Origin of the sequence: Pantoea sp. SOD02 (assembly GCF_024707505.1) — a bacterium.
Taxonomy (GTDB): domain Bacteria; phylum Pseudomonadota; class Gammaproteobacteria; order Enterobacterales; family Enterobacteriaceae; genus Pantoea; species Pantoea symbiotica.
This window is the reverse complement of sequence record NZ_CP102604.1, coordinates 3,235,193-3,249,864: the sequence shown is the minus strand read 5'-3', so window position 1 is coordinate 3,249,864 and position 14,672 is coordinate 3,235,193. Positions and strand designations below refer to the sequence as shown.

Here is a 14,672-nt window from a genome sequence, read left to right as displayed (position 1 = left end):
TGGCGACCAATCACACAAACCGCACTTAACCCAAATCCGCCATCAACACTTTTGAACGGCGCTGATAGTTATACATCTGCTTCTTGCTCTCAGGCAGCGACTCAATATCCACTGGCGTAAAGCCACGCTCCTGGAACCAGTGAATGCTGCGCGTGGTTAACACAAACAGCTTCTTCAGCCCCATCTGACGCGCCTGCAATGCCACGCGATCCAGCAACAGTTCGCCACGCGACGAGCTGCGATAATCCGGATGCACCGCCACACAAGCCATCTCGCCAATCTGCTCATCCGGGAACGGATAGAGCGCGGCACAGGCGATGGTTAAATTATCTCGCTGAATAATGGTGAATTTATCAATCTCCATCTCCAGCTGTTCGCGGGAACGACGTACCAGAATACCTTGCTGCTCCAGCGGGCGAATCAGCTCAAGAATGCCGCCGATATCGTTGATGTTGGCGCGACGAATCTGCTCGGCTGACTCCATCACAATCTGGGTACCGATACCGTCGCGCGAGAACAGTTCTTGCAGCAACGCACCATCTTCCTGATAGCTGATCAGATGGCTGCGACGCACGCCACTGCGGCAGGCTTTTACCGCGCCACGCAAGAAACGCACGGTGCCTGAAAGAAAATCGCCATCGCTTTCCATCTCATCGATACGCGCCTGGGCTTCGTTCGGGAACAGTTCAGAAATAATCGCGCCTTCGCGATTGGTCACGCCCTGTTCAGAGCAGAAACCAATCATCTTCTCGGCTTTCAACTTGATCGCCAGCTGCGTCGCCACTTCTTCAGACGTCAGGTTGAAACTCTCGCCAGTAACAGAAACCGCCACCGGACCGAGCAGCACAATCGCGTCGTTGTCCAACTGACGATGAATCGCTTCCTCATCAATACGACGAATACGGCCGCTGTGGCAGTAATCAACACCATCATCCACGCCCAGAGGCTGCGCGATAATGAAGTTGCCGCTCACCACATTAATGTGCGCACCTTGCAGCGGCGTATTATTGAGGCTCATCGACAGACGCGCGGTAATATCCAGCTGTAAACGACCTGCGGCTTGCTTCACCAACTCAAGTGACTGCGCATCGGTCACGCGGGTGTGTTTGTGGTAAATCGGTTCCAGCTGTTGCTGGGCCATGCTGGCGTCAATTTGCGGACGCGCACCGTAAACCACCACTAAGCGAATGCCGAGGCTATGCAGCAGACCGATGTCATTAACGATGCTTGAGAAGTTCTCATGCTCGATGGCCTCGCCACCCAACATGATGACAAAGGTCTTGTCACGATGGGTATTTATATAGGGAACGGTATGGCGAAAACCCTGAACCAGTTCTGTACTGCGTTCCTTCACGGCAAAGCCCTCTGTGCATGTTTATTCGTAATTTTCGTATTTTTATGCTCTTTTGCCCCTTATTGCAAGCGCCGGGCCTGACGTTACTTTACGATTTTCCTGATGCAACACGCGCTAACAGCCTGCATTATCTGGTTTTTCCGGCAAGACAAGACAATTCTCATCGAACAAAGTTTTCACTTTCTTGCCATCAAGTGACGATTTTTTAGACATAACACAGCAGTTGGAGCGGCATGTCCGAAGCTTTCACACGACGACGATTATTACAGGGCGCAGGCGCACTATTAATGCTGAGCGTCACACGCACCGGGCTGGCTGCCAGCCAGCATATTGTGGCGGTGCGCATCTGGCCATCATCGACTTACTCCCGCGTTACACTGGAATCCAACGTTCCCCTCAAGTACAAGCAGTTCACGCTGAGTAATCCCGATCGTCTGGTTATCGATATCGAAAATATGCACATCAATCCGGTCCTGAAAGGGGTCGATAAACTGGTGCGCGTAGACGATCCCTTCATTAAAACTGCACGCGTGGGTCAATTTGATGCCAATACGGTGCGACTGGTGCTGGAACTGAAGCGCAGCACGGCACCTAAGACTTTCACCCTGGCGCCGGTGGCGGGCATCAAGCACCGCTTAGTGGTCGATCTCTATCCCAATCAGCAATCACGGGAAGAGGATCCGCTACTGGCATTACTGCAGGATTACAATCAGGGCGATCTGGAGCGCGATCAGCCGGTGCAGGCGGCGCTGCCTGGGAAAGCAGGGCGCGATCGCCCGATTATCATCATGATCGATCCCGGACATGGCGGTGAAGATCCTGGCGCGCATGGCAAATACAAAACGCGTGAGAAAGATATCGTGTTGAAGATTGGTCGCTATCTGAAGGCGCTGATCGATAAAGAGCGCAACATGAAAGCCTATATGACGCGCAATGAGGATGTGTTCATCCCGCTGCGTGTCCGCGTAGCAAAAGCGCGTAAGCAGCGCGCGGATCTGTTTATCTCGATCCACGCCGATGCCTTCACCAGCCGAGCCGCACGCGGTTCATCGGTGTTTGCGCTCTCAACCAGCGGCGCTACCTCTGCAGCGGCACGCTTCCTCGCGCAAACGCAGAATGAAGCCGATTTGATTGGCGGCGTCAGCATGAGCGGCGATCGCTATCTCGACCATACCATGTTCGACATGGTGCAGCGGCAAACCATCAGCGACAGCCTGAAGTTTGGTAAAGAGGTGCTGTCGCGCATGGGGCATATCAATCACCTGCACAAGCGCACGGTCGATCAAGCGGGATTTGCCGTACTGAAAGCGCCGGATATTCCCTCGATTCTGGTGGAAACCGCGTTTATCAGTAATGTGGAAGAGGAGCGCAAGTTGCGCACGTCGCGCTATCAGCATCAGGTAGCTGAGGCGATTCTGCATGGGATTAAGGCGTATTTTGATAAGGGTGCGGCGCTGGCGCATAGATAATGAAAAAACGGATGGCATATGCCATCCGTTGAGTTTCATTCAAACCGGGACTTACGCGTATTGCGTGTGCTGCGGTTCTTCCGTGATTGATGATGTGAAGGAATCTGAGTTAAGTTCTACGCCGGTAGAAAGGCTTTCTGTGCTCAACTCTGCCTGGGTCAGAATCAGTGCTGGTGCTTCTTGCTGCTCGCTGATCTCGGCGAAGAGCGATGCTTCTTCGTTGATCAACAATTCATTCAGAGAGAATTGGTTGAATGCTTTACCGGCAGCGATTTCTGGCTGGTCATTAGTGTCATAAACATCGGTAACCGCATTAACGCTAAAGCTGCCCCAACCCCAGTAACCACCGGATGCCTGCGGTGCCGCGATGCTGAAGGCGAATGGCTCGCTAACCTGGTTATTTGAGTGTGCGGTCAGGAGATGTTGACCCGCTTCAAGCTCACTGCTTATTTCATAAATCCATTTACCGCTGGCATCAGCCTGCGCATAACCAATGAATTTTGAACCTTCTAATAAGACAACATTCGCGAAAGGCTCACTTTTACCACTGATCCACGGAGTGGTATCTGAAGACTGACCATTCTCAGGGATGATATCGAATGATTGACCGTCAATGAGATGATCAATCACCAGCGGTTGCTCAATTGAAGAATCTGCACCGATGGTCAATGTATATTTAGCGGTTTCACCATTCACTCGAACTTCAAAAGTGTGTGTGCCTGCTGCCAGATCTTTAAATGGTGTAATGGTCCAGCTACCAGACGCATTAGAAACCGATCCACCAATCGGTTCATTACTGCCTTCAATGAATAAATAAACATAAGAGTTAGGTGATGCTTTACCTGAAAAACCTGGGCGTGAATCGCTGGTAACACCATTCTCAGGAATAGTGCTTGCTGTTAAATAATCAAAAGCACCCGTGAACGTTACAGGATATTGAGCAGGCGCGGTATCAATGGTGATATTGAAATCTGAGCTAAATTTGCCATTAACGAATGCGCGGATATTATGGCTGCCATCAGCAATATCAAATTCTGGTGTGATCTTCCAGTTGCCATAGTTATCACTGTAGCCCTGGGCAATAACATTGTTGCTTTCATTGACAAGCGTTACCAGCGAGTTTGCAGGACCTTTTCCGCTAAAGGTTGGACGTGAATCATCGGTGGTTTTGCCTTGCTCAATGATACCTTTATGAATGCCGACATCATCATAAACTTGAGTTATTTCAACGGGAATAGGGCCATTATTTCCCTGAACCACAATGTGAATAGGTTCTCCGCCTGAAAAACCGAAACCTTCTTGCTTAATGGTGAAGTTGTGAGGTCCAGCATTAAGCACATCTGACAAATCAGCAACCCACACGCCTAACTTGTTTGATTCAACGGTTTTGATTAACTTGCCATTGTCATAAATTTCAATTTTTTTATATCCATTGGCAAATCCTGACAATGATAGTGTACCGGTGTTATCAACTGCACCAGGGTTAATAGATGACCATAGAGAGTCTACTTTATGGCTAATGTCATCGAGATAGACTGTACCATTTGGAATATATGGCTTCCAACCGAACTGTGTTTGATAATAACCGGAATATTTATATCCATTAGTATAAGCCATTTTTATTTCTCACTGTGTCATGACAACACACCTTGTGTTATCTATGCCAGAAGTATGTAAATTATTCAGGCTGGGGAGATTGAGATTTGTCCCGATAAAAATTAACTAAAATGTTTAGAGTGTTGTTTTTAATTAAACAAATCAGGCTGTTTAAGAAATTTTTAGGATAATAAATGTGTTGGAGTGAATTGAAGAAAGAGAAAAAGAGGAGTGTTGAGGATGATGAAGGGCATTCGTAAAAACAAAAAAACACCCGTTAAGGTGTTTAAATTATTGGTTGCGGGGGCCGGATTCGAACCGACGACCTTCGGGTTATGAGCCCGACGAGCTACCAGGCTGCTCCACCCCGCGTCCGTCTGTCGCATTAAGCGACTTTTCACATTGTATTCTTCTTAAGACAATTGGTTGCGGGGGCCGGATTTGAACCGACGACCTTCGGGTTATGAGCCCGACGAGCTACCAGGCTGCTCCACCCCGCGTCCGACTGACGCGTTACACGACACTTCACATTGTCTCTTCATTTAAGAAGAATTGGTTGCGGGGGCCGGATTTGAACCGACGACCTTCGGGTTATGAGCCCGACGAGCTACCAGGCTGCTCCACCCCGCGTCCGTGGATGCGCACTATACTCTGGACGCGCGGCGATGCAACCCCTTTTTGAGACAAAACGCCAAATTTACAGTCAGTTGATGAATAAACTCGCCATCGGGCGAATTATTGTACAGATGTGAGCGTGACCGCTTAGGGCAGATTTCAATCTCTCTGTCCCTTTGCTATCTTCGCCGGGCAAACAATCGATAAAAAGAGAAGGTTATGAAAGGACATTGGGCGAAGTATGCACTTACTGGCGCATTTATCGCGCTGTTAGCGGGCTGTAGTTCTAAACCGACCGATCGCGGTCAACAGTATATTGATGGCAAGCTGGAGCAACCGCTCGGGCTGGTCAATCAGCCGAACGCCAAAGGGCGTCCGGTGAACGGTAAGGACTTTGGCGATCAGGTGGTGCAGATTCAAACCGCCTCGTCTGGCCTGTTTGGGCGCAACAACGGCACCTACAGCGCGGTGCAAAACTGGCTGCTGTCCGGCGCCGATACGCGTCAGCTTAATCAGTTTGGTTTGAATGCCTACCAGATGGAAGGCACCGACAATTACGGTAACGTGCAATTCACCGGCTACTACACGCCGGTCGTGGAAGCGCGTTATACCCGTCAGGGCGAGTTCCAGTATCCGATTTATCGTATGCCGCCGCGTCCGCGCGGACAGAAGCTGCCGAGTCGCGCTTCTATATATAGTGGTGGGCTCGACGATCGCTACATCATTGCCTACAGCAACTCGCTGATCGATAACTTCATGATGGATGTGCAGGGCAGCGGCTACGTTGATTTTGGTGATGGTCGTCCGCTGCGCTTCTTTGGTTACGGCGGCAAAAATGGCTGGGCTTACCACAGCGTTGGTAAAGAGTTGATCGATCGCGGTGAAGTGAAGCGTGAAGATATGTCGATGCAGGCGATTCGTCAGTGGGCGCAAGAGCATTCGCCACAGGAAGTGCGTTCGGTGCTGGAAACCAACCAATCCTTCGTCTTCTTTAAGCCGGAAGAGTATGTGCCGGTACGCGGTGCCAGCGCGGTCCCGTTGATTGCCAAAGCCTCTGTTGCCTCCGATCGTTCACTGATTCCAGCCGGAACCGTGCTGTTAGCGGAAGTGCCGCAGCTGAACGAGAAAGGCAAGTTCAATGGCAAATATGAGATGCGCCTGATGGTGGCGTTGGACGTGGGCGGCGCGATTAAAGGCCAGCACTTCGATATCTATCAGGGCGTTGGCCCGGATGCGGCGCATCTGGCAGGTTTCTACAACCATTATGGTCGCGTCTGGGTGCTGAAAGCCGCGCCGGGCACCGGTCAGCCGGTGTTCAGCAACCCACAAAATGGCAACAACGGTTCGCTGCTGTTAGGTTCTAATTAAGGTCCCGTTTTAGCGGAAAGGTTTGGTTATGACAGTAGTAAGCGACGCCTGGCGACAACGTTTTGGCGGCACGGCGCGTCTCTATGGGCAGGACGCGCTACAGCGTTTTGCCGACGCGCATTTTTGCGTGATTGGTATTGGTGGCGTAGGTTCATGGGCGGCGGAAGCGCTGGTGCGCACCGGCATCGGTAAAATCACCCTGATTGATATGGACGATGTCTGTATCACCAATACCAACCGCCAGATCCATGCGCTGCAGGGCAAAGTGGGCCAGGCGAAAACAGAAGTGATGGCGGAACGTATGCGCGCCATCAATCCGGAATGCGAAGTGATCTGTATCGATGACTTCATCACGCCGGAGAATACCGCCGAACTGTTATCGGCGGGTTTCGACTACGTGATTGATGCGATTGATAGCGTGCGGCCCAAAGCCGCGTTGATTGCCTGGTGTCGTCGCAACAAGATCCCGCTGATTACCACCGGCGGCGCGGGCGGCCAGATCGATCCCACGCAGATCCAGGTTAGCGATCTGGCGAAAACCATTCAGGATCCGCTGGCCGCTAAGCTGCGTGAAAGATTGAAAGGGGATTTCGGCGTGGTGAAGAACAGCAAAGGCAAGCTCGGTATCGACTGCGTATTCTCGACGGAAGCGCTGATGTATCCGCAGCCGGACGGCAGCGTGTGTACTTCACGCTCCACCGCAGAAGGGCCGAAACGTATGGATTGTGCCGCCGGATTTGGCGCGGCAACCATGGTTACCGCCACTTTCGGGTTTGCGGCGGTTTCCCATGCGTTGAAGAAGTTTCTGGCGAAGGCGGCGCGTCAAACGGCCTGAGTATGCTGACGTGCAGCGCGTTGCACCGCATCCGCCAGCGCCTGTAAGCCGCTGCTGCGCGACGCACTCAGCTGTGCTCGTAGCCCTAAGGTATCAAACAACGCCAGCGGATCTTGCAGTAGCAAATCGGTTGGCGTTTTGCCTTCCACCGCCGTCAGCAACACCGCCAGCAATCCACGTACGATGCGTCCTTCGCTGTCGCCATAAAAGTGCAGCGTGCCGTTGTTCAACAATTGGCTGCTGAGCCACACGCGATTTTCACAGCCCGTGAGCTCAATATCCGGCGTTTTCAACTCCTCCGCTAACGCAGGCAGCTGGCGGCTGAGCTGGATCAACTGACGATAACGATCTTCCCACTGATGGAAATGGGTGAATTTTTCCGTCAGGCTGGCTGCGGTAATCAGATCGCCGAACGGATGCGGGGCGAGCAGAGTTGATGTCATGGGCTTATTCACTCAGTAAGTCGACGGCATGGCGCATGGCGCGCACCAGCGCATCCACGTCCTGCAAATTATTATAGGGGGCGAACGAGACGCGCAGCGTGCCGGTGACGCCAAGCGCCGCCATCAGCGGCTGCGCGCAGTGCTGTCCGGCGCGTAACGCGATGCCGTGCTCGGCGAGCAGCGTGACGATGTCGCTGTGATGAATACCGGCAATATCAAACGCCAGCAGGCTGGCATTGCCACAGCGGAAGCTGCGGAAACCGGGGATCTCGCTCAGCTGCTCTTCTGCCAGGCTTGCTAGTTGCTGGCTCCACATCTCAGCCTTTTTGCCATCATGTTGCGCCAGCCACTCCAGCGCTGCACTCAAACCCACCACGCCCGCAACGTTAGGCGTTCCAGCCTCAAAACGCCACGGCACCGGCTGCGGCGTGAAACCGTTAAAATCGACCTGCGTCAGCATTTTGCCGCCGCCTTGCCACGGATCCATCGCCTCCAGCAATTCCGCCTTGCCATACAGCACGCCAATGCCCATCGGGCCGTAAAGTTTATGGCCTGAAAAAGCATAGAAATCAATATCCAGCGCCTGCACATCCGGCGGACAATGCACCACGCCTTGTGCACCATCAACCATCACTTTGGCGCCGACGTCATGGGCTAAACGGATCGCCTGCGCCAGATCCGGACAGCCGCCGGTGACGTTCGACATCTGGCCAACGGCTAACAATCGGGTGCGTGAATTGAGCAACGTCGGCAGCTGCGCGATATCCGGCAAACGATCGGCGCCCAGCGGCCATTTCACTACTTTCGCGCCCGCCGCTTTTGCCACCATCAACCACGGCACCAGATTGGCGTGGTGCTCGGCTTCGCTAACCACGATTTCATCGCCAGCTTGCAGTCGCGGTGCCAACCAGCTGTTCGCCACCAGATTGATCGCTTCGGTGGTGCCACGCGTCCAGACAATCTGCCGATCGTCCGCAGCATTGAGCCAGCGCGCCACTAAACCGCGCGCCTGTTCGTATTTTTCCGTCAGCGCGCGGGCGGCAGCGAACTGGCTGCGATGCACGGTGCCAGCGCTTAAGCTGTAGAACTGTGCGGTTGCGTCGATCACCGCCTGCGGCTTGAGCGCAGTGGCGGCGCTATCGAGGTAGATACCGGCATCGCTCATTGCGGGGAACTGCTGGCGGAAGGCGCCTGGGGAAAAAATGGTCATACTCAGCCCACTGTTAATCATATTAGGACCAGGCTGAAAGCTGGCCCGTTGCCTGGCAAAGCTGGAAAAGCGCGTTATGCTAATTATTGCAAGGTTTGAACCGAAACCCGCATAACGCATCGCTATTCACAGTCGATTTCACTGGCGCTACCTTTGGTGAGCGCATGCGGGTGGTTTAATGCAATCAATCTGCAAGGAGATAGAAGATGAATAAACTCACCGCAGTGCTGGCCGTATGTACTCTGGCCTTTACCCTGTCCGCATGTTCCAGCAATTACGTGATGCACACTAACGATGGTCGCACCATCGTCGCCGATGGCAAACCTAAAGTTGATGACGAAACCGGTATGATCAGCTATCAGGATGCCAATGGCAATAAGCAGCAGATTAACCGCTCTGACGTCAAAGAGATGGTAGAGATGGGGCAGTAAACGGCAGTAAGAGATAAAAAAAAAGCACCGCAATTTGCGGTGCTATTTAAAATCACTATGGACAGACAGGGTAAATCTACAGGAATTAAAAGCTTGATCTGCAAGCGGCAGATCAAAATGCAAACACAACATCACGACCACAAGCCAAAAGCTCTCCAAAAGTCTGCGATCTCTCGCACGTTTCCAGAAATCTTTTCGTTCCGGCTCAGGAAGTGCGGCAACTATAGGTATTTGCTGGAGCTTCCTCAACGGACAAATTATAATGTCTCGGATTAAAAAAACTAATACGTAGCGACTTTGTATAAGTTGAAGTATTACCTTGTCAATCCGGATACGGAAAACCATGTCTAAACGCCTTCCGCCGCTCAATGCTTTACGCGTCTTCGATGCTGCTGCCCGTCATTTGAGCTTCACCAAAGCCGCTGAAGAGCTGTTTGTTACCCAGGCTGCTGTCAGCCATCAGATCAAATCTCTGGAAGATTTCTTAGGTTTAAAGCTGTTTCGCCGGAGGAATCGTTCGCTTTTACTGACGGAAGAAGGTCAAAGCTACTACTTAGACATCAAGGAGATTTTCTCAGCCCTAAACGATGCCACGCGCAAGTTGCAGGCGCGCAGCGCCAAAGGTGCGCTTACCGTCAGTTTGCTGCCGAGTTTCGCCATTCAGTGGCTGGTGCCTCGCCTTTCCAGCTTTAATATGGCTTATCCGGGCATCGACGTGCGTATCCAGGCGGTGGACCGCGATGAGGAGAAATTGGCGGACGACGTCGACGTGGCGATTTTCTACGGTCGCGGCAATTGGCCAGGCCTGCGGGTTGAGAAATTGTATGCCGAATATTTGCTGCCGGTCTGCTCACCAATGTTGCTGACCGGCGACAATCCGCTCAAATCACCGGCTGATTTGGCGCACTGCACGCTACTGCATGATGCATCGCGCCGCGACTGGCAATCCTATACGCGCCAGCTGGGTTTGCAGCACATTAATGTGCAACAGGGCCCGATCTTCAGTCACAGCGCCATGGTATTGCAGGCGGCGATTCATGGTCAGGGCGTGGCGCTGGCGAATAATGTGATGGCGCAGAGTGAGATTGAAGCCGGTCGCCTGGTGTGTCCTTTTAATGACGTATTAGTCAGTAAAAATGCTTTTTATCTGGTTTGTCATGACAGCCAGGCAGAACTGGGTAAAATAGCCGCCTTTCGTCAGTGGATCCTGGAAAAAGCGGCCAATGAACAAGAAAAATTCCGTTTTCGCTACGATCACTAATGCATCGATGGCTGCACAGTGATGTGCGCACTACCTTGAGGATTCTTTGATGTCCAGTCGTGCCATGTTTGTTTTTGCTGCTATCAGTGGATTTTTACTGGTGGCGTTTGGTGCTTTCGGGGCGCATGTGCTGAGCAAATCGCTTGGCCCGGCCGAAATGGCGTGGATACATACCGGCCTCGAATATCAGGCGTATCACACGCTGGCGGTGATCGGCTTGGGTGCCGCCATGCTGCGCCGCGCCAATATCTGGTTTTACTGGAGTAGCGCCGCGATGGCGCTGGGTACCGTGTTGTTCAGTGGCAGCCTCTATTGTCTGGCGCTGTCGCACATGAAGTTTTGGGTTTTTGTTACGCCAGTGGGCGGCTTGTGCTTCCTTATTGGCTGGTTCTTGATGTTGATTGGCGCACTGCGTCTGAAACGAAAGGCAGATCGCCATGAATAAAGTTTTACTCTATTGCCGTCCGGGATTTGAGAAAGAGTGCGCGGCAGAAATCAGCGCGAAAGCGGCTGAGCGTGAGATTTACGGTTTCCCGCGCGTCAAAGATGATTCGGGTTACGTGCTGTATGAGTGCTATCAGCAGGAAGACGCTGAAAAGCTGATCCAAACGCTGCCGTTTGCCGAGCTGATCTTTGCTCGTCAGATGCTGGTGGTGGGAGAGCTGCTGCGCGATTTGCCGCCAGAAGATCGCATCACGCCGATTGTCGGCATGCTGACCGGTGTGGTGGAGAAGGGCGGAGAACTGCGGGTTGAAGTGCCGGATACCAATGAAGCTAAAGAGCTCACCAAGTTCTGCCGTAAATTAACCGTGCCGCTGCGTGCCAGCCTGCGTGAAAGCAAAATCCTGCTTAATTACGAAACGCCGAAGCGTCCGGTGGTGCATGTGTTCTTTATTGCGCCGGGCACCTGCTACGTTGGCTATTCGCTGCCGGAAAACAACTCGCCGTTCTACATGGGTATTCCGCGCCTGAAGTTCCCGTCCGATGCGCCGAGCCGTTCCACGCTCAAGCTGGAAGAGGCCTTCCACGTGTTTGTGCCTGCGGATGAGTGGGATGAGCGTTTAGCCAGCGGCATGTACGCCGTCGATCTCGGCGCTTGCCCCGGCGGTTGGACCTATCAACTGGTGAAACGCAGCATGTGGGTATTTGCGGTGGATAACGGCCCAATGGCGCCAAGCCTGATGGATACCGGACAAGTCACGCACTGCCGCGAAGATGGTTTTAAATTCCGTCCGCCGCGTACCAATATCAGTTGGTTGGTGTGCGACATGGTGGAAAAACCGGTGCGCGTAGCGAGCCTGATGACCGAATGGCTGGTGAATGGCTGGTGCCGTGAAGCGATCTTCAACCTCAAGCTGCCCATGAAAAAGCGCTACGAAGAAGTGACGCAGAACCTGGCGATGATTAATGACGCGCTGAAAGCGCAGGGCATTAATGCCCAGATTCAGGCGCGTCAGCTGTATCACGACCGCGAAGAAGTGACCGTTCACGTACGCCGGTTGTGGGCGGCAGTGGGCGGCCGTCGCGACGAGCGCTAATCCTGCTTCATACTTTGCGCTACAGCGGTCCTGCTTCATACTTTGCACTACAGCGGCGTTGGCTGCGTTTGCTCGCCCCGGTCACATACTGATGTATGCTCCCGGGGACTCGCGCACTTGCCGCCTTGCTGTAGCACAAATTATTTCGCAGGATGCCTGCTTCATACTTTGCGCTACAACGGCGTTGGCTGCGTTTGCTCGCCCCGGTCACATACTGATGTATGCTTCCGGGGACTCACGCACTTGCCGCCTTGCTGTAGCACAAATTATTTCGCAGGATATGCTGGGTTTTTGTAGGGTCGCCATTTATGGTGACCTGGTGCGCATGAATGCGCACCCTACAACGCCTTATATCTCAATGTATTGAGATTGCCTTGCAATACCAAATCCCGTTTTAACGTCGAGACTTTTCGGCAGATTTCGGCCATTTCCCGCTGTTCCTGCAATTTCCCCTGCCACTTGCTCGGCACCTGATCCCATTGCTGATAAATCGCATCCAGCGAACCAAACTGCATTAACAGCTCACGGGCGCTTTTCGGGCCAATGCCGGGCACGCCAGGAATTTTACTGCTGCTGATACCGCACAATCCCCAGTAATCGGGCAACTGCGCGGGCGAGACACCAAACTCTTGCTCGATAAAAGGCACATCCAGCCAGCGCTTCTGGAAATAATCGCGAATGCGAATGTTGGGAGCCAGCAGTTGGCAATAGCCTTTATCGGTCGAGACAATCGTTGCCTGATGACCGGCATCAGCCATTTTCACCGCCAGCGTGGCGGCGAGATCGTCGGCTTCGTCTAAATCGGCCACCCAACAGCTGACGCCAGCGGCGCGGAAGGCGTCCTGTAGCGCGGGCATCTCCAGATGCAGATCTTCCGGCATTGGCGGGCGACCCGCTTTGTAATCCGGCAAAAGTTGATGGCGCCAGCCAGGCTGACGCTCATGGCTATCAAACACCGCCACCACATGCGTGGGCTGGGTATGTCCTAATAACTGATGCAAAGCAGCAACGCAGCTATCGCGGCACGGCGATCCCTGAACGGCGTGCAGACGACGAATCAGATTGAGTGCATCAATGATAAGAAGATGAAACGACATAGCGATAGCGGCAGCCCGCAGGCTGCCTTCCTGGTGGGTTATTTGATGATTTCGTAGCAAGGCGTGTAGGCGCTGCCCGGCAGCTTCATGCGCTGCTGTGCGACAAAGCCTTGCAACAGCTCATCCATGCGGTGCATGAGATTGGCATCGCCGTGCAGCTTGTATGGACCTTTCTCGCGAATTTCACGAATCCCGATCTCTTTAACGTTACCCGCGACAATGCCGGAGAAAGCGCGACGCAGATCGGCCGCCAGCAGCTCGGCAGGCTGATCCGGGAACAGCTTCAGGTTTGCCATATTCTCGTGCGTCGGCAGGAAGGGCACCTGCAATTCGGGGGCGATACGAATCGACCAGTTGAAGCTGTAGGCATCGCCAGTTTCGCGACGATATTCTTTCACCTGCGGCATGGCTTTCTTCATCAGACGCGCCACTTCAGCGGCATCATCAATGATGATTTTGTAGTGCTTGCGTGCGCCTTCACCCAGCGTGTTGACGATGAAATCATCCAGCACGCGGAAGTAGTCGGCGCTCTCTTTGGGTCCGGTCAGAATCAGCGGAAGTACCTGATCGCTGTTATGTGGATTCATCAAAATACCCAACAGATAGAGCAGCTCTTCTGCCGTGCCCACGCCGCCAGGGAAGATCACGATGCCGTGGGCGATACGCACAAAGGCTTCGAGACGTTTTTCGATATCCGGCATGATGATCAGCTCATTGACCAGCGGATTCGGTGGCTCTGCGGCAATGATTGAGGGTTCGGTCAGGCCGATAAAACGACTGTCATGATAGCGCTGCTGCGCATGGCCAACGGCGGCACCTTTCATCGGGGCTTCCATCACGCCAGGCCCGCAACCGGTACAGATGTTGAGTTCGCGCAGGCCCATTTGCGTGCCGACGTTGCGGCAATATTGGTATTCCACCGCATTGATCGAGTGACCGCCCCAACACACCACGGTATTCGGGTATTCACCAATATGCAGCGCACGCGCGTTACGCAGAATCGAAAACACCTGATTGGTGATATGCGCAGAGTCTTCCGGTTCATCATTCTGGCAGCGTTCGGTCGCCGCCAGTTGACCGTTCACAAACAGAATATCGCGCAGCACGGCAAACAGGTTCGCCTGTAGCGAACGAATAATACGGCCATCAACAAACGCCTCTTCCGGCGGGTTGATGAGTTCAAGTTTCACACCGCGTTCACGGCGCAACACGTTGATATCAAAGTTTTCGAAACGGGAAAGTAATTCCTGGCTGCTGTCGGTTTGGCTACCTGAGTTGAGTACCGCAAGTGAGCAGTTACGAAACAGCTGATAAAGGTCGCTGCTGGCAGTGCGCTTCAGCATGTCGACTTCAAGCTGGGAGAGCAGATCCATCGAGCCAAGCGGGCTGATATGTGTAATCAAGAGAACTCCTTTACACGCAAATGCGTGGCTGATGACGCTGCGCTTAACTTAT

13 protein-coding genes and 3 tRNA genes are annotated in these 14,672 nt (G+C 53.2%); 7 read left to right on the top strand and 9 right to left on the bottom strand.

What is annotated here, in order from left to right; all coding sequences use genetic code 11:
* Window positions 1–25: 25 nt before the first annotated feature.
* A complete protein-coding gene (gene argA / locus NR302_RS15135; protein ID WP_007891884.1) occupies window positions 26–1,354 on the bottom strand; it encodes an amino-acid N-acetyltransferase in 1,329 nt (442 codons plus the stop codon).
* 233 nt (window positions 1,355–1,587) lie between these two features.
* Here argA and amiC point away from each other — a divergent pair, with 233 nt between their 5' ends.
* Window positions 1,588–2,823 carry an N-acetylmuramoyl-L-alanine amidase AmiC gene (amiC, locus tag NR302_RS15130; protein ID WP_154155401.1) on the top strand — a complete coding sequence of 412 codons (1,236 nt, stop codon included), beginning with the start codon at window positions 1,588–1,590 and terminating at the stop codon, window positions 2,821–2,823.
* A gap of 51 nt (window positions 2,824–2,874) precedes the next feature.
* Here the strand turns inward: amiC and NR302_RS15125 are convergent, their stop codons facing one another.
* The 4 genes from NR302_RS15125 to NR302_RS15110 form a co-directional block, all read right to left on the bottom strand.
* Window positions 2,875–4,440: an Ig-like domain-containing protein gene (locus tag NR302_RS15125; RefSeq protein WP_258143828.1), complete on the bottom strand. Its 1,566-nt coding sequence runs from the start codon at window positions 4,438–4,440 to the stop codon at window positions 2,875–2,877.
* A gap of 274 nt (window positions 4,441–4,714) precedes the next feature.
* Window positions 4,715–4,791: transfer RNA gene (locus tag NR302_RS15120), tRNA-Met, on the bottom strand.
* A gap of 51 nt (window positions 4,792–4,842) precedes the next feature.
* A tRNA-Met gene (locus NR302_RS15115) sits at window positions 4,843–4,919 on the bottom strand.
* Between the two features lie 53 nt (window positions 4,920–4,972).
* Window positions 4,973–5,049: transfer RNA gene (locus tag NR302_RS15110), tRNA-Met, on the bottom strand.
* A 204-nt stretch (window positions 5,050–5,253) separates the two neighbouring features.
* On the opposite strand from NR302_RS15110, the gene mltA reads away from it, so the two are divergent.
* Together mltA and tcdA are read left to right on the top strand one after the other, a co-directional pair.
* Window positions 5,254–6,402 (top strand): murein transglycosylase A, encoded by a 1,149-nt coding sequence (mltA, locus tag NR302_RS15105; protein ID WP_008109581.1) that lies wholly within the window; start codon window positions 5,254–5,256, stop codon window positions 6,400–6,402.
* A gap of 28 nt (window positions 6,403–6,430) precedes the next feature.
* Entirely contained in the window at window positions 6,431–7,237 is an 807-nt protein-coding gene (gene tcdA / locus NR302_RS15100; protein WP_258143827.1) for a tRNA cyclic N6-threonylcarbamoyladenosine(37) synthase TcdA, read from the top strand.
* Here the strand turns inward: tcdA and csdE are convergent.
* Complete coding sequence (gene csdE, locus NR302_RS15095; protein ID WP_258143826.1) at window positions 7,225–7,680, bottom strand: cysteine desulfurase sulfur acceptor subunit CsdE; 456 nt, start codon at window positions 7,678–7,680, stop codon at window positions 7,225–7,227. The genes tcdA and csdE overlap by 13 nt on opposite strands.
* 4 nt (window positions 7,681–7,684) lie before the next feature.
* The gene (gene csdA, locus NR302_RS15090) at window positions 7,685–8,890 is read right to left on the bottom strand and encodes a cysteine desulfurase CsdA (protein ID WP_154155405.1); all 1,206 of its coding nucleotides are present in this window, start codon (window positions 8,888–8,890) and stop codon (window positions 7,685–7,687) included.
* 206 nt (window positions 8,891–9,096) lie between these two features.
* On the opposite strand from csdA, the gene NR302_RS15085 reads away from it, so the two are divergent.
* The 4 genes from NR302_RS15085 to rlmM all read left to right on the top strand — a co-directional run bounded on the left by NR302_RS15085 (window position 9,097) and on the right by rlmM (window position 12,120).
* On the top strand, window positions 9,097–9,321 hold the full coding sequence (locus NR302_RS15085; RefSeq protein WP_008109575.1) for a YgdI/YgdR family lipoprotein: 225 nt from the start codon (window positions 9,097–9,099) through the stop codon (window positions 9,319–9,321).
* A 343-nt stretch (window positions 9,322–9,664) separates the two neighbouring features.
* On the top strand, window positions 9,665–10,582 hold the full coding sequence (locus NR302_RS15080; RefSeq protein WP_008109573.1) for a transcriptional regulator GcvA: 918 nt from the start codon (window positions 9,665–9,667) through the stop codon (window positions 10,580–10,582).
* Between the two features lie 49 nt (window positions 10,583–10,631).
* The gene (locus tag NR302_RS15075) at window positions 10,632–11,027 is read left to right on the top strand and encodes a DUF423 domain-containing protein (RefSeq protein WP_008109570.1); all 396 of its coding nucleotides are present in this window, start codon (window positions 10,632–10,634) and stop codon (window positions 11,025–11,027) included.
* Window positions 11,020–12,120, top strand: a complete 1,101-nt coding sequence (rlmM, locus tag NR302_RS15070) for a 23S rRNA (cytidine(2498)-2'-O)-methyltransferase RlmM (RefSeq protein ID WP_258143825.1) — start codon at window positions 11,020–11,022, stop codon at window positions 12,118–12,120. Before NR302_RS15075 ends, rlmM begins: the two co-directional genes overlap by 8 nt.
* Before the next feature lie 338 nt (window positions 12,121–12,458).
* Here the strand turns inward: rlmM and xni are convergent, their stop codons facing one another.
* Entirely contained in the window at window positions 12,459–13,217 is a 759-nt protein-coding gene (gene xni / locus NR302_RS15065) for a flap endonuclease Xni (RefSeq protein ID WP_258143824.1), read from the bottom strand.
* A 38-nt stretch (window positions 13,218–13,255) separates the two neighbouring features.
* On the bottom strand, window positions 13,256–14,620 hold the full coding sequence (gene ppnN, locus NR302_RS15060; protein WP_154192345.1) for a nucleotide 5'-monophosphate nucleosidase PpnN: 1,365 nt from the start codon (window positions 14,618–14,620) through the stop codon (window positions 13,256–13,258).
* Window positions 14,621–14,672: the final 52 nt, after the last annotated feature.

What these genes read in the sequence shown, in the direction of transcription:
- rlmM (WP_258143825.1), top strand. Translation starts at nt 11,020, where the DNA reads ATGAATAAAGTTTTACTCTATTGCCGTCCGGGATTTGAGAAAGAGTGC.
- csdE (WP_258143826.1), bottom strand. Translation starts at nt 7,680, where the DNA reads ATGACATCAACTCTGCTCGCCCCGCATCCGTTCGGCGATCTGATTACC.
- NR302_RS15125 (WP_258143828.1), bottom strand. Translation starts at nt 4,440, where the DNA reads ATGGCTTATACTAATGGATATAAATATTCCGGTTATTATCAAACACAG.
- NR302_RS15085 (WP_008109575.1), top strand. Translation starts at nt 9,097, where the DNA reads ATGAATAAACTCACCGCAGTGCTGGCCGTATGTACTCTGGCCTTTACC.
- NR302_RS15075 (WP_008109570.1), top strand. Translation starts at nt 10,632, where the DNA reads ATGTCCAGTCGTGCCATGTTTGTTTTTGCTGCTATCAGTGGATTTTTA.
- mltA (WP_008109581.1), top strand. Translation starts at nt 5,254, where the DNA reads ATGAAAGGACATTGGGCGAAGTATGCACTTACTGGCGCATTTATCGCG.
- amiC (WP_154155401.1), top strand. Translation starts at nt 1,588, where the DNA reads ATGTCCGAAGCTTTCACACGACGACGATTATTACAGGGCGCAGGCGCA.
- xni (WP_258143824.1), bottom strand. Translation starts at nt 13,217, where the DNA reads ATGTCGTTTCATCTTCTTATCATTGATGCACTCAATCTGATTCGTCGT.
- csdA (WP_154155405.1), bottom strand. Translation starts at nt 8,890, where the DNA reads ATGACCATTTTTTCCCCAGGCGCCTTCCGCCAGCAGTTCCCCGCAATG.
- NR302_RS15080 (WP_008109573.1), top strand. Translation starts at nt 9,665, where the DNA reads ATGTCTAAACGCCTTCCGCCGCTCAATGCTTTACGCGTCTTCGATGCT.
- tcdA (WP_258143827.1), top strand. Translation starts at nt 6,431, where the DNA reads ATGACAGTAGTAAGCGACGCCTGGCGACAACGTTTTGGCGGCACGGCG.